The 19,521-nt window shown below is 63.0% G+C and carries 17 protein-coding genes; 13 read left to right on the forward strand and 4 right to left on the reverse strand.

Annotation, left to right across the window (positions count from 1 at the left end; all coding sequences use genetic code 11):
• Positions 1–17 precede the first annotated feature (17 nt).
• From NKH71_RS01140 to NKH71_RS01180, 9 genes are all read left to right on the forward strand, one after another.
• Complete coding sequence (locus NKH71_RS01140) at positions 18–944, forward strand: D-alanine--D-alanine ligase (protein WP_023721198.1); 927 nt, start codon at positions 18–20, stop codon at positions 942–944.
• Complete coding sequence (locus tag NKH71_RS01145) at positions 932–1,873, forward strand: cell division protein FtsQ/DivIB (protein WP_023721197.1); 942 nt, start codon at positions 932–934, stop codon at positions 1,871–1,873. The genes NKH71_RS01140 and NKH71_RS01145 overlap by 13 nt, the downstream gene beginning before the upstream one ends.
• The gene (gene ftsA, locus NKH71_RS01150; RefSeq protein WP_352788554.1) at positions 1,870–3,177 is read left to right on the forward strand and encodes a cell division protein FtsA; all 1,308 of its coding nucleotides are present in this window, start codon (positions 1,870–1,872) and stop codon (positions 3,175–3,177) included. Before NKH71_RS01145 ends, ftsA begins: the two co-directional genes overlap by 4 nt.
• Before the next feature lie 67 nt (positions 3,178–3,244).
• Positions 3,245–4,915, forward strand: a complete 1,671-nt coding sequence (gene ftsZ / locus NKH71_RS01155) for a cell division protein FtsZ (RefSeq protein ID WP_352717182.1) — start codon at positions 3,245–3,247, stop codon at positions 4,913–4,915.
• Positions 4,916–5,194: 279 nt separating this feature from the next.
• Positions 5,195–6,142 (forward strand): UDP-3-O-acyl-N-acetylglucosamine deacetylase, encoded by a 948-nt coding sequence (lpxC, locus tag NKH71_RS01160; RefSeq protein ID WP_352481535.1) that lies wholly within the window; start codon positions 5,195–5,197, stop codon positions 6,140–6,142.
• A 204-nt stretch (positions 6,143–6,346) separates the two neighbouring features.
• A complete protein-coding gene (locus tag NKH71_RS01165) occupies positions 6,347–7,216 on the forward strand; it encodes an outer membrane protein assembly factor BamD (RefSeq protein WP_352456160.1) in 870 nt (289 codons plus the stop codon).
• A 13-nt stretch (positions 7,217–7,229) separates the two neighbouring features.
• Complete coding sequence (gene recN, locus NKH71_RS01170; protein ID WP_352894158.1) at positions 7,230–8,903, forward strand: DNA repair protein RecN; 1,674 nt, start codon at positions 7,230–7,232, stop codon at positions 8,901–8,903.
• A gap of 229 nt (positions 8,904–9,132) precedes the next feature.
• A complete protein-coding gene (gene ligA / locus NKH71_RS01175; RefSeq protein WP_352894161.1) occupies positions 9,133–11,340 on the forward strand; it encodes an NAD-dependent DNA ligase LigA in 2,208 nt (735 codons plus the stop codon).
• Complete coding sequence (locus NKH71_RS01180; RefSeq protein WP_352894163.1) at positions 11,340–12,032, forward strand: DUF2461 domain-containing protein; 693 nt, start codon at positions 11,340–11,342, stop codon at positions 12,030–12,032. The genes ligA and NKH71_RS01180 overlap by 1 nt, the downstream gene beginning before the upstream one ends.
• Before the next feature lie 16 nt (positions 12,033–12,048).
• Here NKH71_RS01180 and NKH71_RS01185 read toward each other — a convergent pair whose 3' ends face one another.
• Entirely contained in the window at positions 12,049–12,846 is a 798-nt protein-coding gene (locus NKH71_RS01185) for a class I SAM-dependent methyltransferase (RefSeq protein ID WP_352495125.1), read from the reverse strand.
• 242 nt (positions 12,847–13,088) lie between these two features.
• Between NKH71_RS01185 and NKH71_RS01190 the strand changes: the two genes are divergently transcribed.
• Together NKH71_RS01190 and NKH71_RS01195 are read left to right on the forward strand one after the other, a co-directional pair.
• On the forward strand, positions 13,089–13,817 hold the full coding sequence (locus NKH71_RS01190) for an AzlC family ABC transporter permease (protein WP_352855193.1): 729 nt from the start codon (positions 13,089–13,091) through the stop codon (positions 13,815–13,817).
• Complete coding sequence (locus NKH71_RS01195) at positions 13,814–14,110, forward strand: AzlD family protein (protein ID WP_023721187.1); 297 nt, start codon at positions 13,814–13,816, stop codon at positions 14,108–14,110. The genes NKH71_RS01190 and NKH71_RS01195 overlap by 4 nt, the downstream gene beginning before the upstream one ends.
• A gap of 42 nt (positions 14,111–14,152) precedes the next feature.
• Here the strand turns inward: NKH71_RS01195 and NKH71_RS01200 are convergent, their stop codons facing one another.
• Positions 14,153–14,599, reverse strand: a complete 447-nt coding sequence (locus tag NKH71_RS01200) for a cupin domain-containing protein (protein WP_502895805.1) — start codon at positions 14,597–14,599, stop codon at positions 14,153–14,155.
• Positions 14,600–14,928: 329 nt separating this feature from the next.
• On the opposite strand from NKH71_RS01200, the gene NKH71_RS01205 reads away from it, so the two are divergent.
• Entirely contained in the window at positions 14,929–16,272 is a 1,344-nt protein-coding gene (locus NKH71_RS01205; protein WP_352788536.1) for a winged helix-turn-helix domain-containing tetratricopeptide repeat protein, read from the forward strand.
• 89 nt (positions 16,273–16,361) lie between these two features.
• On the opposite strand, the gene NKH71_RS01210 is transcribed toward NKH71_RS01205, so the two are convergent.
• Entirely contained in the window at positions 16,362–16,652 is a 291-nt protein-coding gene (locus NKH71_RS01210; protein ID WP_156948172.1) for a hypothetical protein, read from the reverse strand.
• A 113-nt stretch (positions 16,653–16,765) separates the two neighbouring features.
• Here NKH71_RS01210 and NKH71_RS01215 point away from each other — a divergent pair, with 113 nt between their 5' ends.
• Entirely contained in the window at positions 16,766–17,656 is an 891-nt protein-coding gene (locus tag NKH71_RS01215; RefSeq protein WP_352894168.1) for a LysR family transcriptional regulator, read from the forward strand.
• On the opposite strand, the gene NKH71_RS01220 is transcribed toward NKH71_RS01215, so the two are convergent.
• Complete coding sequence (locus NKH71_RS01220) at positions 17,646–19,490, reverse strand: aminopeptidase P family protein (RefSeq protein ID WP_352894169.1); 1,845 nt, start codon at positions 19,488–19,490, stop codon at positions 17,646–17,648. The two genes, NKH71_RS01215 and NKH71_RS01220, sit on opposite strands and share 11 nt — an antisense overlap.
• Positions 19,491–19,521: the final 31 nt, after the last annotated feature.

The following is a 19,521-nucleotide window of genomic DNA, read 5'->3' on the forward strand; positions in this document are numbered from 1 at the left end:
AGAGGAAATGACGGGGAATGACAAGCAAGCACGTGGCCGTCCTTCTGGGGGGATTCTCGTCCGAGCGGCCCGTGTCCCTGTCGTCGGGCAAAGCCTGCGCCGATACACTCGAGGGGGAGGGCTACCAGGTCACCCGGGTCGACGTCTCGCGCGACATCAGCTCGGTGCTCGTCGAGCTCAAGCCCGACGTCGTCTTCAACGCGCTGCACGGCCCCTTCGGCGAGGACGGCACCATCCAGGGCATCCTCGAGTATCTGGCCATTCCGTACACCCATTCCGGCGTGCTTGCCTCGGCGCTCGCGATGAACAAGGAACAGGCCAAGAAGGTCGCCAAAGCTGCCGGCATTCCGGTAGCGGAATCGAAGGTGGCCAATCGCTTCGCCATCCAGAACAAGCACCCGATGAAGCCGCCCTATGTGGTCAAGCCGGTCAACGAAGGATCGAGCTTCGGCGTCGTCATCGTGCATGAAGGCCAGTCGCATCCACCGCAGATCATCGGCTCGTCCGAGTGGAGATATGGCGATACGGTGATGGTCGAGCGTTATGTGCACGGGCGAGAATTGACGTGCGCGGTGATGGGCGATGTGGCGCTCGGTGTCTGCGAGATCATCCCGACCGGCCATTCCTTCTACGACTATGATTCAAAATACGTCGCGGGCGGATCAAAACACGAATGCCCGGCAAAACTTTCACCGAATATTTACCAAAAAATACAGACACTGACGCTCAAGGCTCACCAAGCTATCGGCTGTCGGGGCGTTTCCCGGTCGGACTTCCGTTATGACGATCGTCACTCCGAAAACGGTGAAATTGTCTGGCTCGAGGTCAACACCCAGCCGGGTATGACGCCGACGTCTTTGGTGCCGGAAATCGCCGCGCAAGCGGGACACTCGTTCGGCGATTTGTTGAGTTGGATGGTGGAGGACGCTTCGTGTCTGCGTTGAAGTGGGGACAGGGCAAGGGGAAGGGCGCGGCCGGGCCGGTGCTGTTCGGCATGCCGTTGTCGTTCGACCATTTCGTGCTGCCACGCCTGCTCCGCCGGCCGGTGCGTGTGCTGGCGCGCCTCGGCGAGGGCGATTTCGAAGCGCCGCCCTATTGCGCTGCCATCCTGTCGGCGGCACTGCTTATTTCGAGCAGCGCCTATGGCGCCTATCTCGGCGGGCATGCCGACGCCATCGTCCAGAGTGTCACCGCCCGCACCGGTTTTGCCGTCGACCAGGTCAAGGTCGTCGGCAACCGCGAAACCTCCGAGATCGATATTCTCGACAGGCTGGAACTCGACGGCTGGACCTCGCTGATCGGCTTCGATGCCGAAGCTGCGCGCGAACGCATCACCACGCTGCCCTGGGTCGAAGCCGCGGCAGTGCGCAAAGTCTACCCGCATACGCTGGAAGTGCGCGTCGAGGAGCGCGAGCCGTTCGCGCTGTGGCAGCAAGGGAGCGCGCTTTCGGTCATCGAGAAATCCGGCACCGTGATCGCGCCGTTCTCCGGCGGCAAGCAGATATTGCTGCCGCTGATCATCGGCACCGGCGCACCGGCCAAGGCGCCGGATTTCCTGGCCAGGATCAAGAATTATCCGGAGCTTGCCGCGCGGATCAAAGGCTATATCCGCATCGGCGAACGGCGCTGGGATCTCAAGCTTGAGAATGGCATCACCGTCAAGCTTCCCGAAGACGGTGAGGACCAGGCGATTGCCGACCTGGTCAGGATGGACCACGAGAACGGGCTTTTGACGCGCGACATCGCAGCCGTCGACATGCGCCTTTCCGACCGTCTGGTCGTCCAGTTGACGCCGGAAGCGGCGACGCAGCGCGAGGCTGCGCTTAACGAAAAGCCCAAGATGCTGAAGCGCAAGCCGGAGACGAAGATATGAGCTGGCTTGGCGGCAACAGCGATGCCTCGTCGCGCCGGTCCGGCATCCTGACGGTGCTGGATGTCGGTTCCAGCAAGGTCTGCTGCGTGGTGGCCAAGCTCAAGCCGCGCGACGATGGCAAGCTGCTGCGCGGACGCTCGCATCGCATCCAGGTGATCGGCATCGGCCACCAGAAATCGCAAGGCGTGAAATCGGGCGTCGTCATCGATCTCGACCGTGCCGAGCACGCCATCCGTCTTGCCGTCGACGCCGCCGAACGCATGGCGGGACTGACCGTCGATTCGCTGATCGTCAACATGACCGCCGGCCGGCTGAAGAGCGAGGCTTTTTCGGCCACCATCAATCTCGGCGGCCATGAGGCTGACGAGGCCGACATCAAGCGCGTGCTTGCCGCCGGCGCCAAGCAGGCGCTGCGGACTGAGCGCGAGGTGATCCATTCGCTTCCCGTGGCCTTTTCGCTGGATGCCGAGCGCGGTGTGCGCGATCCGCGAGGCATGGTTGGCGACCAGCTTGGCGTCGACATGCACGTGCTGACAGGCGACGCGGCGCCCCTGCGCAATCTGGAGCTCTGCATCAACCGCTCGCATCTGTCGGTCGAGCGCATGGTGGCGACGCCCTATGCCAGCGGGCTTGCCGCGCTGGTCGACGACGAGCTCGAAATGGGCGCGGCCTGCATCGATATGGGCGGCGGCACGACGACGATCTCGGTATTTTCGGAAGGCAAGTTCGTCCACGGCGACGCCATCGCGATTGGCGGCAACCACGTCACGCTGGATATGGCCAAGGGCCTATCGACCTCGCTCGATGCCGCTGAAAGGCTGAAAGTGATGCATGGCTCGGCGCTGCCAGGAAGCGCCGACGACCGCGACCTGGTCTCGATCCATCCGATCGGCGAGGACGGCGAAGTGCCGTTGCAGATCCCGCGCTCGGTGATGACGCGCATCATCCGCGCCCGCATCGACGAGACGCTGGAACTGCTGCGCGACCGGCTGAACAAGTCCGGCTACGGCAATGCCGTCGGCAAGCGTGTGGTGCTGACCGGCGGCGCCAGCCAGCTTGCCGGCCTGCCCGAAGCAGCACGCCGCATTCTCGGCCGCAATGTACGTATTGGCCGCCCGCTCGGCGTGGCAGGCCTGCCCGAGGCGGCCAAGGGGCCGGCTTTCTCGACCCCGGTCGGACTTCTGATCTACCCGCAGATGGCGAGCTTCGAGAGCCGCCCGGCGAAGGGAATTTCCGGTCTTCGGATGACCGGAACAGGCGGAAAACTGCATCGAATGAGTCAGTGGTTGAGAGACAGTTTTTAATTTGACGGGGACAGCCCCATAGGCGGCCGCGGCGGCGAAGCGGCGGGAAAGGCAAAGGACGAAGACAATGACCATCAATCTGCAGAAGCCGGACATCACCGAGCTCAAGCCGCGCATCACCGTGTTTGGTGTCGGCGGCGGCGGCGGCAATGCCGTCAACAACATGATCACCGCCGGCTTGCGCGGCGTCGAGTTCGTGGTGGCCAACACCGACGCGCAGGCACTGACGATGTCGAAGGCCGAGCGGCTGATCCAGCTCGGTGCGCATGTCACCGAGGGTCTCGGCGCCGGATCGCAGCCTGAAGTCGGGCGCGCGGCGGCGGAAGAGTGCATCGACGAGATCATCGATCATCTCTCGAACACGCATATGTGCTTCGTCACCGCCGGCATGGGCGGCGGCACCGGCACCGGGGCGGCGCCCGTGGTCGCGCGCGCTGCCCGCGAAAAGGGCATCCTTACCGTCGGCGTCGTCACCAAGCCGTTCCACTTCGAAGGCCAGCGCCGCATGAAGACGGCCGACATGGGTATCGAGGAACTGCAGAAATGTGTCGATACGCTGATCGTCATTCCCAACCAGAACCTGTTCCGGCTGGCCAATGACAAGACGACCTTCGCCGACGCCTTCGCCATGGCCGACCAGGTGCTCTATTCGGGTGTCGCCTGCATCACCGACCTGATGGTCAAGGAAGGCCTGATCAATCTCGACTTCGCCGACGTCCGCTCGGTCATGCGCGAAATGGGCAAGGCGATGATGGGAACCGGCGAGGCTTCGGGCGAGGGCCGCGCAATGGCCGCCGCGGAAGCCGCCATCGCCAACCCGCTGCTCGACGAGACCTCGATGAAGGGCGCCAAGGGCCTGCTGATCTCGATCACCGGCGGCCGCGACCTGACACTGTTCGAAGTCGACGAGGCCGCAACCCGCATTCGCGAAGAGGTCGACCAGGACGCCAACATCATTCTGGGCGCCACCTTCGATGAGGAACTCGAAGGCGTTATCCGCGTGTCGGTGGTCGCCACCGGCATCGACAAATCGGCGGCCGAAATCGCTGCAGCGCCGATCGCCATCCGCACGGCTCCGCCGAAGCCGGTCAGCCGCCCGGCGACTCAGGTCACGGAAATGCGCCCGGCGCCTGTCCAGCAGCCGATCTATGAACCACGTGCTGCCGATCCGGTCGCCGAGGCCATTCAGCTCGCCGAGGCGAATGCGGCAGCGATGGCGCAGGCCCGCCCGGCACCGGTCGCGCATTCGGAAGACTTCCGTCCGCAGAGCAAGATCTTCCAGGCGCCTCCCGCTCAGCCGCAGCCGATGATGCAGCCAGTGGTTCAGCAAGCGATGCAGCCGGCTCCGCATCGTGAAATGCCGCAGCCGATTGCCGCGGCACCCCAGCGCATGCCGCGGGTAGAGGATTTCCCGCCGCAGGTGAAGGCTGAAGTGGAAGCCAAGGCCCGCCCGGCCGACCACGAGAACAGCGGCCCGATGGGCTTGCTCAAGCGCCTGACCAACGGCCTAACCCGCCGCGAAGAGGAACCTGCACGGCTGCAGCCGGCGCAGCCGCGCGAACCGAAACTGCGCCAGGCGCCGGCGGAAGTGCGCCGCCTAGCCAGCCAGGATCCGCAGCTTTACGCGCCGCGCCGCGGCCAGCTGGACGAGCAGGGCCGACTGACGCCGCAGAGCCGGGCTGTCCAGGAAGACGATCAGCTGGAGATTCCCGCCTTCCTGCGCCGGCAGGCCAATTGATCTGTTGACGGTTCGTAACAGTTGTTAACAGGCGAGCAGGAAACTGTTCGCCTGTTAATATTAAAAGCGATTTTGAAACAAGGACTTATGGGGCAATCCCGCGCTGGACCGCAGTTACAAAGAGTAAGAAACCGTGATTTGGAGTCTCCCTGTGGGACCATTATCTTCGCCACCGACCAAAGTCGGTTTGCTGGGAGTCTCGGGGAAGTGGCCCTGCCTGCCGATCAATCAAGAGCCGCGCCCTTAGGGCAGATGAAGCGGACCTAGGCAGTACGGGCTATGGGGATTGTTTTGCACGACTATCAGACGACACTTAAATCGCGTGCGACGCTGACTGGTATCGGCGTCCATAGCGGCAATCCGGTCACCGTCCATTTCCTGCCGGCAGATGCCGATACGGGTATCGTCTTCCAGCTTTCGAATGCAAGCGGAAGCCACGAATTTCGCGCGCTCGTTTCCGAGGTCGGTGCCACCGACCTCTGCACCATGCTTGGCGATCCGCAAGGCGAGCACATTGCCACGGTCGAGCATCTGATGGCGACGCTCTTTGGGCTTGGGATCGACAATCTCGTCATTGAAATCGACGGCCGTGAGGTGCCTATCCTCGACGGCAGCGCGGTCATGTTCATCGAGGCCATGGACCAGGCAGGCATCGAAACGCTGCCGGTCAAGCGTCGCTACATCAGGGTGGTCAAGCCGGTTCGCATCGAGAACGGCGCCTGCTGGGCGGAGTTCAGGCCCTATGATGGCACGCGCTTCGAGATCGAGATCGATTTCGAAAGCCCGGCGATCGGCCGCCAGCTTTTCGCATCTGATATGAATGCCGACATTTTCCGCCGCGACGTCGCGCGGGCCCGCACTTTCGGGTTCATGAAGGACGTCGAGCGGCTATGGGCAGCTGGCTACGCGCTCGGCTCCTCGCTGGAGAACTCGCTGGTGATCGGCGATGACAACCGCGTGATCAACATGGGAGGCCTGCGCTATCCCAACGAGTTCGCGCGGCACAAGACGATGGATGCAATGGGCGACCTGGCGCTCGCCGGTGCCCGGTTTATCGGCTGCTTCCGCTCCTATCGTGGTGGCCACAGGCTGAACGCCGCGGCGCTGCGCCGTCTCTTGTCCGACCGTTCGGCTTTCGAGATCGTCGAGACGACGCGCCGCGAGCGCGGCCGTGCCGCTGAGATGAGCGCCGTCAATGCCCCCCTCTTTGCGCCCTGGATGATCTGATTCTTAACGTTTTTGCGGCTCTTATTGCGATCAGCTGTGTTGCAAGGATGCATCACTGGCCGGCCAAATCGCACAGCTTTCCAGGTGGCGCCAAACCGCCACAAAAATGTGCGATTGGCCGGGGATAGCGTTGCCGGGCAAGGCGGTTATGGTTTATGGCTGCTGCCGTCGACTGAAATGACGCCGAAAGGGCGGAATCCAATCATGTTTTTCAAGCGAGTTGGTCAATCGAAGGCGCCGCGGCGGGCTGTTTTCCTGGCGCTTTCGGTCGTCGTTCCATCGCTGTTTCTGTCGGCCTGCATGTCGTCCGAGAAGGACGTCGATCTATCGACCTATGTCGATCAGACCGAGCCGGCCGACGTGCTCTATAATCAGGGTCTCGCCAATCTGAATGCCGGGCGCCTGCAGGAGGCAAGCCGCAAATTCGATGCCGTCGACCGCCAGCATCCGTATTCGGAATTCGCCCGCAAATCGATGGTGATGGGCGCCTTTGCCGACTACCGTCAGGGCAATTACGACGAGGCGATTGGTTCGGCCAAGCGCTACCTGACCCTTTACCCGTCGACCGACGATGCAGCCTATGCCCAATATATTATCGGGCTGAGCTACTACCGCCAGATCAAGGACGTCACCCAGGACCAGAAGGAAGCGCGTCTTACCGTGCAGACGATGCAGGACCTGGTGACGCGCTGGCCCACGTCCGAATATGCCGACGACGCCAAGGAGAAGATCCGCTTCGCCAACGATCAGCTCGCCGGCAAAGAGATGCAGATCGGCCGCTATTATCTCGAGCGCCGCGAGTACATCGCAGCCGTCAAACGATTCCGCAACGTGGTGGAGAACTATTCCAACACACGCCATGTCGAGGAGGCGCTGGCGCGTCTGACCGAGAGCTACTACGCGATGGGGCTGACGTCGGAAGCGCAGACCGCCGCGGCCGTGCTCGGCACCAACTATCCCGACAGCCAGTGGTACAAGGACTCCTATAAGCTCCTGCAGAGTGGTGGGCTCGAGCCGCGCGAGAATGCCGGATCGTGGATCTCCAAGGCCGGGAAGCTGATCACCGGCGCCTGAGCGGCGCGTCACCATGCTCTCCAGGCTGTCGATCCGCGATATCGTTCTGATCGAGAAGCTGGACATCGACTTCTGGTCCGGCCTTTCGGTGCTGACCGGCGAAACCGGCGCCGGAAAGTCCATCCTGCTCGACGCCTTGTCGCTGGCGCTTGGCGCCCGCGGCGACGCCTCGCTGGTGCGGCATGGCGCGGCACAAGGCCAGGTCATCGCTGTGTTCGACGTGCCGCGCAACCACCCGGCCCGTATGCTGCTCGCCGAGAACGCCATCGAGGACGACGGCGACATCATCCTGCGCCGCGTCCAGACGGCGGACGGCCGCACGCGCGTTTTCGTCAACGACCAGCCGTCCAGCGTGACGCTGATGCGCGACGTCGGCCATGCGCTGGTCGAGATCCACGGCCAGCACGACGAGCGCGCTTTGGTCGATCCCGGTGCGCATCGGGAATTGCTGGACAGCTTCGGCGGTCATCTGGGCGCCGCGCGTGCAACAGGCGAGGCGTGGCGGCACTGGCGCGCCTGCGAGCAGGAATTTTCACGGCACCGGGCCAAAGTCGAGGCGGCTTCCCGCGAGGCCGATTATCTGCGTGCGGCGGTCGCCGAATTGACCAGGCTCGATCCGCAACCGGGTGAAGAGACCGAGCTCGCCGAACTGCGCGCCTCGATGATGCGTGCCGAAAAGATCGCCTCGGAAATCCACGATGCGCAGGATGTGCTCTCGGGCCCGTCCTCACCCTTGCCGCAGTTGGCCAGCCTGCTCAGGCGGCTGCAGCGCAAGGTGACGGAAGCGCCCGGCTTGCTTGAAGAGGTCGTCAAATCGCTCGACGAGGCGATGCTGTCGCTCGACGCGGCGCAGTCGGGCGTGGAAGCAGCACTTCGCGCCACTGAATATGATCCGCAGCGGCTGGAGAAGGCCGAGGAGCGGCTGTTTGCGCTGCGTGCCGCCTCGCGCAAGCACAGCGTCGCTGTCGACGATCTGGCGCAACTGCGCGACACCATGGCGGCCGACCTTACCGATCTCGACGCTGGCGAAGAGCGCCTGCATGCGCTGGAGAGACAGGCTGCAGCTGCGCGTCAGGCCTATGACATTACGGCGGCCCAGCTGTCGTCGCTTCGCCATGCGGCGGCCGCAGGGCTGACCAAGGCGGTAATGGCCGAACTGCCGGCGCTGAAGCTCGAACGGGCTGAGTTCATCGTCGAGATCGCAAGCGATGCCGGGAGCCGCATGGAAGAAGGCATCGACCAGGTCGAGTTCTGGGTGCGCACCAACCCCGGCACCCGGCCCGGCCCAATGATGAAGGTCGCTTCCGGCGGCGAGCTTTCGCGCTTTCTGCTGGCACTCAAGGTGGCGCTGGCCGATCGCGGCTCGGCGCCGACCCTGGTCTTCGACGAAATCGACACCGGGGTAGGCGGCGCGGTTGCCGACGCCATCGGCCAGCGGCTGGCGCGGCTGGCAAAGCGCGTGCAGGTGCTTTCGGTCACGCACGCGCCGCAAGTGGCGGCGCGCGCCGCGACGCATTTCCTGATCTCCAAGTCAGGCGGGGCCGACCGGGTGTCGACCGGCATCGCCGAGATGGACCGGGCGGCGCGGCAGGAGGAGATCGCGCGCATGCTCGCCGGCGCCACCATCACCGACGAGGCGCGCGCGGCGGCCGAGCGCTTGCTGCGGGAGAACATCGCGGCAGCGTAGAGCGGTTCATCACGCCGAACCGCTCTACCTCTTTGTTTTGCGCAATTCCGGACGGAAAACCGTTTCACACTTTTCCTGGAATTGCTCTAGACGAGTTCGTTTCCGGCGCTCGTGACCTGAGTCAGGGTCTGGCTCCATCCTGCTGTTCAGGAATGATTTCCGTGTCTGATCTCTCCCTCATGAGAGAATCCTGTTCTATTGTGTCGCGCCACCGTGGAGGGAGCAGTGTATGGACGAAAAACCAGTCGATTCGCTCAGCGAAAGCGAGGCGGCAAGCGAGTTGAAGCGGTTGGCGCAGGAGATCGCCGAGCACGACCGGCGCTACCACGGCGAGGACGCGCCGATAATCACGGACGCGGAATATGACGCGCTGACGCGGCGCAACCTCGCCATCGAACAGCGCTTCCCCGCTTTGGTGCGCGAGGATTCGCCCTCACGCAGGGTCGGCGCACCGCCGGCGGAAGGCTTTGCCAAGGTGCGTCATGCGGTGCCGATGCTCAGCCTCGCCAAGGCCTATACCGACCAGGACGTCACCGATTTCATTGTACGTGGCCGGCGGTTCTTTGATCGCGACAAGGATCTGGACATCGCCTTCACAGCTGAGCCGAAGATCGACGGGCTGTCGGCTTCGCTGCGTTATGAAGGTGGTGTGTTCGTGCAGGGAGCAACGCGCGGCGACGGCGCCGTTGGCGAGGACATCACCGCCAATCTGAGGACCATCGCCGACATTCCCAAGACCTTGAATGGATCGGGCTGGCCCGAGGTCATCGAAATACGCGGTGAGGTCTATATGACCTACGCGGAATTCGAGGCGTTGAAGCAGCGGTCGGCGGCGCTCGGCGGCCAGGACTACGTCAATCCGCGCAATACCGCGGCCGGGTCGCTCCGTCAGAAAGACCCGTCCGTTACCGCCAGCCGCAACCTCAAGTTCTTTGCCTACGCCTGGGGCTTTACCACAAAGGATCCGGCTCCGACCCAATACGATTCCGTGCAAAAATTCGCGGAGTGGGGATTCAAGGTCAGCCCGCTGATGGTCCGGGCAAGATCGGTCGAGGAACTGGTCGCGCATTATCACCTGATCGAGACCCAGCGCTCATCACTGGGCTACGACATCGACGGCGTCGTCTACAAGGTCGATCAGCTGGAATTGCAGCGCAGATGGGGTTTCGTCACTGGCGAACCGCGCTGGGCCATCGCCCACAAATTTCCGGCCGAACAGGCGATGACAACCGTGCTCAGGATCGACATTCAGGTGGGCCGTACCGGTACGCTGGCGCCCGTTGCCCGGCTTGCACCCGTCACGGTCGGCGGCGTAGTGGTCGAAAACGTCACGCTTCACAACGAAGATTACATCAAGGGTCTGGACAGCAACGGCCAGCCGATCCGCGACGGCTATGACGTGCGTATCGGCGACACAGTGGTCATCCAGCGGGCAGGGGACGTCATTCCGCAGATCGTCAGCGTCGTAGCCGATAAGCGTCCGCCAGATGCCGTGCCCTACGAATTCCCGCACAAATGTCCGATCTGCGGCTCACCCGCAACGCGCGAGATCAGCGAGAAGACCGGCAAGGAGGATTCCCGCCGCCGCTGCACCGGCGAACTGATCTGCCCCGCGCAGGCCGTGGAAGGATTGCGCCATTTCGTGTCACGCGGCGCCATGGATATCGAAGGCCTGGGCGCTGAAAACATAGATCTGTTCTTCAACGCCGGGTTGATCAAGACAGCCGCCGATATCTTTACGCTCAGGGATCGTCGTCCCGCCGTTACCAAGGCGCTGGCCGAGCGGCGGGAAGAGCAGGCCAGGCAGCGTGAGGCCGCGTCGGGCAAGACGCGCAAGAATGTACGCAGTGTCGAGGAACGCAACTACGACGGCCTCGACAAGCTCTTCGCTGCCATCGACGCTCGCCGCGAACCGGAACTCGATCGCTTCATCTTTGCGCTGGGCATCCGCCATATCGGCGAAACGACGGCCGCTGTGCTTGCCCGAACCTTCTCGACGATCGAGGAGTTGATCCGCATTGGCAAGGAGACAGCAGCGGCAGCCGATCCACACACCGTTTTTCCTTCGATCAACGGCATCGGCGATACGGTGATAGGTGCGCTTCGCGATTTCTTCGGCAATGAACGCAACGACGCCGTGCTTGAAGCGCTGCTCACACAGGTCCACCCGAAGCCATACATCGTGAACGTCTCAGCCGATAGTGCGGTCGCCGGCAAGACAATCGTGTTTACAGGCACGCTGGAAAAGATGACGCGCCCCGAGGCCAAGGCGATGGCCGAACGTCTCGGCGCGAAGGTCGCCGGCTCGGTTTCTGCGAAGACCGATCTCCTGGTAGCGGGGCCGGGCGCCGGTTCCAAGCTGAAGGACGCGACCAAATTCGGCATCGAGGTGATCGACGAGGACACCTGGTTGCAGCGGATCGGCAAGGGCGCGTGATGGCGGCTGCGTTCAACGGTTTTGGGCAAAAGGCCATTCCCTTCCTCAAGGCGCTGGATTTTCATCAGAGCCGGGAGTGGTTTTTGGAAAACCGCGACCTTTTCGAACGGGATCTGCGCGACCCCTTCGGCGATCTGGTCGAAACGCTCTCCGAGCGCTTCACGGCCGCGGGGCTCGGCCTGCGCGGCGACCGCAAGAAGTCGCTGTTCCGGATTAATCGCGATGTGCGTTTCGCCAAGGACAAACGGCCTTATAACCGGCATTTGTCGGCGATCCTTTCGCCTGACGGCACCAAGATGGAACAGGGCGTGTTTTACGTCCATATCGGGCTCGATCGCTGCTTTGCCGCCGTTGCCTGGTGGCAGCCCGGACCGGAGCTATTGCTGGCGCTGCGCAACGCGATCGCGAAGCGGCCGGCTGAATTCCGCACCCTCGTCGCGGCGCTGAAGAAGAACGGCCTCGAGCTCGACCCGGACGGCTGCATGAAGCGCACGCCGCGCGGCTTCGAGCATATCGCCGAGCCCGATCTCGCTGCCGCGATCCGCAATCGGCATTTTGCCGTCCGGCACGCAGTCGAGCCGGCGGATATTTATGGAGCTGGATTGGTCGACGAACTCGTCGGCTTCGTCATGCGGGCAAAACCGCTGCTCGACTGGGGCAGGGCGATCGAAGGCAAGGCTTCGCCGCGCTAGCGGATAAATCAGACAGTCAAATGCGCCGCGCAGTGTAGAGGCTGGTGGTCATGTTGCGGGTTATGGAGCCTTGGAACTCGTCGCGGACGATGCGACCCAGCTCCGCCAGGATTGCTTCGCGGTCGCTGCGGATGTTGATGTTGGAAAAAGTGGCATAGAGGGCGACCGTCTGGTCAGGATCGAGGACGAGCGACCAGACACTTGTCCCATGTTCGATGGAATCGAACGCGCCGGTTCGCTCCAGCGCCGCCACGCGGGCCTCGGCATCAAGGGCGAACGGAATACCATTTGAGCCCGCCGAAGGGCTCGAAGGCCCTTCAAGCAGTGCCTTCGTCGCATCATGAAAGGGATCGGGGCGACTGTTGTCGCCGAATACATTCCAGACCATTGCCCACCAGCCGCCCGGCCGAAGCAGCTCGGCGACCTTGACCAGCGCGGTGTCCTCATCCAGCCAATGAAAGGCAGTGGCGCTGACGCCGAGATCAAAACCGGCCTTCTCAAGGACGGCATCCTCAAACGCAGAGACGCTCACCGAGAGCGCCTTGTCCTGAATAGTCTCGCAAAGGAAAGTCGCGAGGCGAGAATCCGGCTCGATGGCGAGCATCGGGCTCGCGCCCAGTTCGAGTAAGCGGCGCGTAGCAGTTCCTGTACCTGCGCCAATCTCGAACGTCGCCGTGCCAGGGGCGAGACGGCACCGTTCACATAGAATTTCGAATACCCAATCAGGATAGCCAGGCCGCGTCGCGTGATAGCTGCCGGGATCGGCGCCGAAGGCCAGGCGGCCGAATTTTGGATCGATGAAAAATTCGCTCATTGCAACCACCTCTGGGGAACCACCTCTGGCCTTGGGTCTGTGGCCGCCACTTTTGGCAAGGACCGATGGGCGCCAACGGATATGCCCTCCCAGGTGCCAAGCGTCTGATTTTTATCCACTGGGCACTGGAGCGCCTTGCCGCCCGCCTCAGCCATCACTTCCGCTGATCATTTGCCTCAATCGAATTGGTGTGACAAGGAGGGCGGCCCTCCCTACATACGACCGTCCCGAGGAGGCGATTGATGTCGGCGGAAGCAATCTCCGAAAACAGTGCGAAAAGCGATTTCTGGGACGGCGTGCGGCTCAGCATGCCCGTCGTGGTGGCATCGGCGCCGTTTGCATTGCTGTTCGGGGCGCTCGCAGTCGACAACGGGTTTTCCGTGCTCGAAGCGTTCCTGATGAGCGCAACGGTGTTCGGCGGCGCCAGCCAGATGGTCGGCATCGAGCTGTTCGGCCAGCATGTCGCGCCGTGGCTGATCGTGCTGTCGATCTTCGCGGTGAATTTTCGCCACGTGCTCTATTCGGCCGGTATCGGCCGGCGCATCGCGCATTGGCCACTGATCCAGCAGGCGATAGGCTATTTCGTGCTCACTGATCCGCAGTTCGCGATGGCCGAGCGCAAGGCGGAGGCCGGCGAAACCGTCGGGTTTACCTGGTATATGGGGCTTGGGCTGCCGGTCTATGTGTTCTGGGTCATCGAAAGCGCGCTCGGCGCGATGTTCGGCAAGCTTATTCCCGACACCCATGTGCTGGGCATCGACTTCCTGCTGCCGATCTATTTTCTCGGCCTGGTCATGAGCTTCCGCAAGCGGCCGCTGTGGCTGCCGGTGGTCATCGCCAGCGCTGCCGCCTCCACCATTGCGTACAAAACCGTCGGCTCGCCCTGGCATGTCTCCATAGGTGCGCTGGCCGGCGTGCTGCTCGCCGTCATCCTGCCGCCCCGCCACAGCGGCGTGGAGACACGGCCATGAGCACGACCTTGTGGATCATCGTCGCCGCTTCGATCGCGACCTATCTGACCCGCATCGGCGGTCATCTGGTGATCTCACGCTTCGACCATATCCATCCGCGCGTCGAGGCCGGGCTCAGCGCCGTGCCGGCGGCGGTGCTGACCACGCTGGTGGCGCCGGCGGCGCTCAGCGCCGGACCGGCGGAATGGGCAGCCTTGATTGTTGCCGGCCTGGTCTCGCTGCGCGGCGGGCTGATGGCGATGTTCCTGGCGGGTGCTGCCGTGCTGATCCTTGCGCGGCAGCTCGTCGGGTAGTGGACCGACGGAGTACGCCTGTCTTCCTGCCAGATCGCCGCTCTATGGTATTTTGCCGTCCATCTTCGGGAAGAGAATGACACTCTCCTGTGCGGTCGGTTCGTTGCGGGCGCCAATAAAGGTGGCCGGCGTGCTTGCCCGGTTCACGGCAACGTGAAGCACGTTGGCGGGAATGTAGAGATAGTCGCCGGGATGCACGAGGTCGCGAAACTGCAGTTCGTCCCCGCTCCACATCTCCAACTCGTCTCCGCTCAGCATATAAAATGCTGTTTCGTGGCGCGCATGGACATGGGCTTTGGTCCGCTTGCCCGGCGGAATTGAGGCGACGCCCAGCCAAAGGGCCTTCGCTCCGACGGTCTCAGCACTTATTCCCGGCAGATAGTCCGACCCCTGTTCGGCCCGATAAGCCTCGCCGCCCCTAACAACCAAAGCCTTTCCCTCGCTGGGCGCAGCACTGTCCATTGCGGCCGGCTGTTTCAACATCATCATCTTGAACCTCCATTTGTGTTAGTCTGTGCGAAGGACGGCCAGAATGATCAGTCCCCCGTCCGAAGTCCTTAACAGGAGGCGAAAAGTTCCGAATTCTTCCGAAGCCGGAAAGCGAGATGCTTCAGCACCGCGACGCTTCGCGTTCGGGCCGTTCGTGCTCGACCTGCTGCGCGGGACGCTTGTTCGCGAGGGCAAGCCAGTTGCGGTCGGGCAAAAAGGCTTGTCGTTGCTTCAGGCCCTGGTGGAGGCACCGACGCAGGCGCTGAGCAGGACGGCCCTCATGGAGGCCGCCTGGTCCGATGCCGTCGTCGAAGAAAGCAAATCTTTCGGTGCAGATTGCCGCCCTGCGCAAGCTACTCGGCCCGCAGCCGGACGGCAGCGAATGGATCGCCACCGTCCCCCGCACCGGATATCGCTTCGCCGGCAGTGTTCATGTGCTTGACCCCGCTGCAGACGATGCGCTTCCGAGCCAACTGGCGGGTCTCTCCGAAAGGGCGTCCATTGCGGTGTTGCCGTTCGCCAATGTCAGCGGCGACAGGGAACAGGCCTATCTGGCTGACGGCATCACCGAGGACATCATCACCGCGCTGACGAGGTTCCGATGGTTCCGGGTGATCGGGCGCAATTCCAGCTTCGTCTATAAGGACAAGTCGGTCGACTCCAAACAGGTGGCCCGCGAGCTTGGCGCCCGTTATGTCTTGGAAGGAAGTGTGCGCCGGTCCGGCCAGCAGATCCGGGTCTCGACGCAACTGGTCGATGCCGCCTCGGCCAATCAGATCTGGGCCGAACGATACGAGATGGAACTGACGGAGGCGTTCGCCGTCCAGGATGCCATAGCCGAGCGGGTGGCTGGTGCGATCGAACCCGAACTGCTCAAGACGGAGTCGCTCCCAGCCGTTGGACGCAACAGCGGAAATGCGACGGCCTGGGACCTGGTGCGGCAAGGTACCTGGCATTTTCACCACGTCGGCCGTCAAACTCACTTGCGTGGCCGCGAGTTATTTCGGCTGGCGTGCAAGCTCGATCCTGAACTCGCAGAGGCCCATCTCTGGCTCGGTCGGGTGAGCGCCGGCATCGTCGCTTACGGCTGGAGCGACAAGCCGGCACAGGATATCCGAGAAGGCCTGGATGCAGCCCTGAAGGCGGTTCGGCTCGACGAGAAAAATCCCTATTCGCATTATGCGCTCGCCATCTGCAGCATCTATGCCAATGCGCAGGAACAAGCCGTTCTTGCTGCGGAAAGAGCGATCGAGATCAGCCCAAGTTTCGCTCTTGGTCATCTGGCTATGGGAATGGGGCAGCTTTTCCGCGGCAGCGCATCCGAAGCGATAGCGCCGCTCGAACACGGCCTTATGTTGAACCGGTACGATCCGCAGAACTTCGTCTGGTTTAATGTCCTGGCGCTCGCTTATCTATTTGCGGGGCAGGCAAACGAGGGGCTCGTCGCGGCGATTGAGGCTCGCAAGGTCGGTCCCACATGGCGACCCACCCATGAAACACTCGCCTGCTGCTACGTCTCGCTTGGCCGTCTGCCGGAGGCAAGATCTTGCGTCGAACTGATGCGGGAGATGGAGAACCCTACAGGCGATGCCTTGGCGCCGCTCAGGCTGCGCAATCCACATTGGGCAGACCAGATGGCGGATCTGTTGAAGAAAGCCGGTTGGCAGCAGTAAGGCTGCGGTCAATCCCCTGCAGATTGGCGTCGTCTGTGTGATGTCGGTCACGCAGTTGTTGGGCAGCACAAGCCAGGTCGGCTTCGCACTCAGGGTGATGCTGCGGTCCGGTCGATAGCCGACCCACCGCCATTGCGAAAATCACCACTTCTGATCGTACGCTTCGCCGCAGCGCCCATAAGCCCAGCGAACGAAACAATAGCTCCTGCCCAGCCAGCAGGCTTCTTGAATATCGACGCGACCCGCGACAGGCTCAGCCGGATCGCCTCCGCTCTCTCCTGGTGGGCGCGACGCACGGCGCCGCTATAGAGCGCCTCGCGCTGCTTCGGCGTCAATGCGCTTAGATCGATCGGCTGGATGCCGAAGGGCTCAGGCGACATTTCCATCTCCCCTGGTTTGCCGTGTTGATCGGCAGCTACACCGACGATTTACGGGAAAGGGCTAATCAGCTAAAATGAATAATTAAGATCGTTATGTTCTCCAGGAGAGATATATGGATTTGGCCGATCTGCGCATCTTCCGCACGGTGGTGCGCGAGGGCGGAATCACCAGGGCAGCGGAAAAACTGTTTCGAGTGCAATCGAACGTGACCACACGCATCCGGCAGCTCGAGGAGGATCCCGGCGTGCAGCTGTTTATCCGGGAGGGCAAGCGCCTGCACGTATCGCCCGCCGGTCACAAATTGATCGGCTATGCGGATCGGCTGCTGGCGCTTGCAGAGGAGGCGCGAACGGCGATGCTCGATCCACGCCCGCGCGGCACGCTTCGCCTAGGTGCCATGGAGAGCACCGCCGCGGCACGGCTTCCAAGTCTGCTCGCCGACTATCACGCACGTTATCCCGAAGTGGAAATCCAGTTGCGCACCGGCAACCCGCAGGTTCTCGCGACCGCCATGCTTGCCGGCGAACTCGATGCAGCCTTCGCCGCCGAGCCGATCGCCGACGCTCCGTTCGAAAAGCAGTCAGCATTCCAGGAGCAACTGGTCATTGTCTCGGCGGCATCGCGCGTTTCGATCGACGACCGCCTGGACATGCCCAAAACCATGATAGCCTTCGAGCACGGCTGCCCGCACCGCAAGCGGCTGGAACAATGGTACGCGCGCAGAGGGTTCATGGCCGAGAAAACCATCGAGCTTGGTTCATACCATGCCATCCTTGGTTGCGTGGTGGCTGGCATGGGCATAGCGCTGATGCCGAAAAGCGTGCTTTCGGGTTTCCCGGAGAGCCGCTGGCTAAAGCTGCACGAACTGCCCGCTGACGAAGACAACGCCGTTACGGTGTTGTTCTGGCGCAAGGGAGCCGGTTCTTCCAACGTCACGGCTTTGCAAGAACTGCTTGCGGAGCAAAGCCTGTCAACCGGCGTTGCCGCCGCCGCTATTGCTTGAAGTCGTGCGGCAGCGGGGCGGTTGCCTTTTCCAGCCAGGCCAGCGTCTCGCCGTCGAGCATCGGTCCGATCTCGGCCAGCACCCGCGCGTGGTATTCGTCGAGCCAATGCAACTCGTTACGCGTCAACAGATCCGACCGGATCAGCCGCTTGTCGATCGGCGCCAGCGTCAGCGTCTCGAAGCCATGCATGGCGATGTCACCGCCTTCGACCATCTCAGCCGGAGTGACCAGGACAAGATTTTCGATGCGGATGCCGTAAGAACCTTCCTTGTAATAGCCGGGCTCATTGGAGACGATCATGCCGGCCAGCAGCTTTTCGGTGCCGGTCTTGGCGATACGCTGCGGGCCCTCATGTACGGCAAGATAGGAGCCGACACCGTGCCCGGTGCCATGGGCGAAATCGCAGCCGTGTCTCCATAGCGCCAGGCGCGCCACTGCATCGAGTTCGGAACCGCGCGTGCCTGGGGGAAAGCGCAGCATGGAGATGCCGATCATGCCTTTCAGCACCAGCGTGAAGCGTTCGCGCATCTCCTCGGCCGGCGTACCGATCGGCACTGTGCGGGTGATGTCGGTGGTGCCGTCCTGGTACTGTCCGCCGGAGTCGAGCAGGAACAGCTCGCCATGCTCCAGTTTGCGATTGGTGGCGCGGGAGACGCGATAGTGCATGATGGCGCCGTTGGGGCCGGCGCCGGAGATGGTGTCGAACGACACGTCGCGCAGCGGCATCTGTGTTTCGTCGCCGGTGTGCCGGCGCGTCTCTTCAAGCCTGGTGACAACGGTGATTTCGTCGAGCGTGCCGGGCTCCTGACGGTCGAGCCAGCACAGCAGCTTCGCGACCGCGGCGCCGTCACGGCGATGCGCGGCGCGGGCGCCGGCGATCTCGGCTTTGTTCTTCGTTGCGCGTGGGATGCGGGCCGGATCCGGTGCGGCAGTGACGGTGCCGCCATTGTCCTCGACCAGCATGCTGAGCTTCTCCGCCGCCAGAGCGGGGTCCAGCGCGATTTTTGCACCGCCCTTGGCCAGGGTGACGATCGCTGTTTCGAATTCACCGGGTTCGTGCAATTCGGCGAGCTGCGTCAGATAGGCTGCGACGGTGCGTGAGAACTTGCGCTGGTCCATGAAAAGCAGATGCGATCCGTCGGCGGCGAGCACGGCAAAGCCGAGCGCCAGCGGTGTGTGCGGCACGTCGCCACCACGGATGTCGAAGGCCCAGGCGATGGAGGAGGGGTCGGTCAATACGGCATGGGTGGCGCCCTCCTTCTCGATGGCTGCCGCCAGCCGGACCAACTTGTCCTTGGCCAGTTCGCCGGCAAAGCCGATCGGGTGGATCTCGACCGGCGCCAGTGGCGGCCCGGGCTGGTCCTGCCAAATGGCGTCGATCGGATTTTGTTCGAGCGGCACCAGTATCGCGCCGGACTTCACGGCCGAGGCCCTCAGCGCCTTGACGTCGCTGATCGTATGCAGCCATGGATCGAAGCCCAACCGCACGCCCTTGCCGAGATTGTCCTTGATCCAGTTGGCCGGCGGGTTGTCGACAAGGCTCTCGATCGAAAAGATGTCGAGATCAACCTCCTGGCGCACCTGCAGCGTGTAGCGCCCGTCGACAAACATGGCGGCGCGCTTGCCAAGCACAATGGCGACGCCGGCCGAGCCGCTGAAGCCGGTCAGCCATTTCAGCCGTGCCGAGCGGTCGGCGACATATTCGCCCTGGTGCTCATCGGCGCGGGGCACGATGAAGCCGTCCAGCCCATTCGCCGCCAACCATTGGCGTAGCATTGCCACGCGCGGCTTGCCAACGGCCGGATCGCCGGCGGAATCGAAGGTCTGGAACATGTGGGCTCTCCTCGAATGCTGGCGCGACCGT

This window comes from Mesorhizobium sp. M0983, from assembly GCF_040318975.1.
In the GTDB taxonomy this organism is placed as follows: Bacteria; Pseudomonadota; Alphaproteobacteria; order Rhizobiales; family Rhizobiaceae; genus Mesorhizobium.

What these genes read in the sequence shown, in the direction of transcription:
- NKH71_RS01140 (WP_023721198.1), top strand. Translation starts at nt 18, where the DNA reads ATGACAAGCAAGCACGTGGCCGTCCTTCTGGGGGGATTCTCGTCCGAG.
- ftsA (WP_352788554.1), top strand. Translation starts at nt 1,870, where the DNA reads ATGAGCTGGCTTGGCGGCAACAGCGATGCCTCGTCGCGCCGGTCCGGC.
- ftsZ (WP_352717182.1), top strand. Translation starts at nt 3,245, where the DNA reads ATGACCATCAATCTGCAGAAGCCGGACATCACCGAGCTCAAGCCGCGC.
- lpxC (WP_352481535.1), top strand. Translation starts at nt 5,195, where the DNA reads ATGGGGATTGTTTTGCACGACTATCAGACGACACTTAAATCGCGTGCG.
- NKH71_RS01165 (WP_352456160.1), top strand. Translation starts at nt 6,347, where the DNA reads ATGTTTTTCAAGCGAGTTGGTCAATCGAAGGCGCCGCGGCGGGCTGTT.
- recN (WP_352894158.1), top strand. Translation starts at nt 7,230, where the DNA reads ATGCTCTCCAGGCTGTCGATCCGCGATATCGTTCTGATCGAGAAGCTG.
- ligA (WP_352894161.1), top strand. Translation starts at nt 9,133, where the DNA reads ATGGACGAAAAACCAGTCGATTCGCTCAGCGAAAGCGAGGCGGCAAGC.
- NKH71_RS01180 (WP_352894163.1), top strand. Translation starts at nt 11,340, where the DNA reads ATGGCGGCTGCGTTCAACGGTTTTGGGCAAAAGGCCATTCCCTTCCTC.
- NKH71_RS01185 (WP_352495125.1), bottom strand. Translation starts at nt 12,846, where the DNA reads ATGAGCGAATTTTTCATCGATCCAAAATTCGGCCGCCTGGCCTTCGGC.
- NKH71_RS01190 (WP_352855193.1), top strand. Translation starts at nt 13,089, where the DNA reads ATGTCGGCGGAAGCAATCTCCGAAAACAGTGCGAAAAGCGATTTCTGG.
- NKH71_RS01195 (WP_023721187.1), top strand. Translation starts at nt 13,814, where the DNA reads ATGAGCACGACCTTGTGGATCATCGTCGCCGCTTCGATCGCGACCTAT.
- NKH71_RS01200 (WP_502895805.1), bottom strand. Translation starts at nt 14,599, where the DNA reads ATGATGATGTTGAAACAGCCGGCCGCAATGGACAGTGCTGCGCCCAGC.
- NKH71_RS01210 (WP_156948172.1), bottom strand. Translation starts at nt 16,652, where the DNA reads ATGTCGCCTGAGCCCTTCGGCATCCAGCCGATCGATCTAAGCGCATTG.
- NKH71_RS01215 (WP_352894168.1), top strand. Translation starts at nt 16,766, where the DNA reads ATGGATTTGGCCGATCTGCGCATCTTCCGCACGGTGGTGCGCGAGGGC.
- NKH71_RS01220 (WP_352894169.1), bottom strand. Translation starts at nt 19,490, where the DNA reads ATGTTCCAGACCTTCGATTCCGCCGGCGATCCGGCCGTTGGCAAGCCG.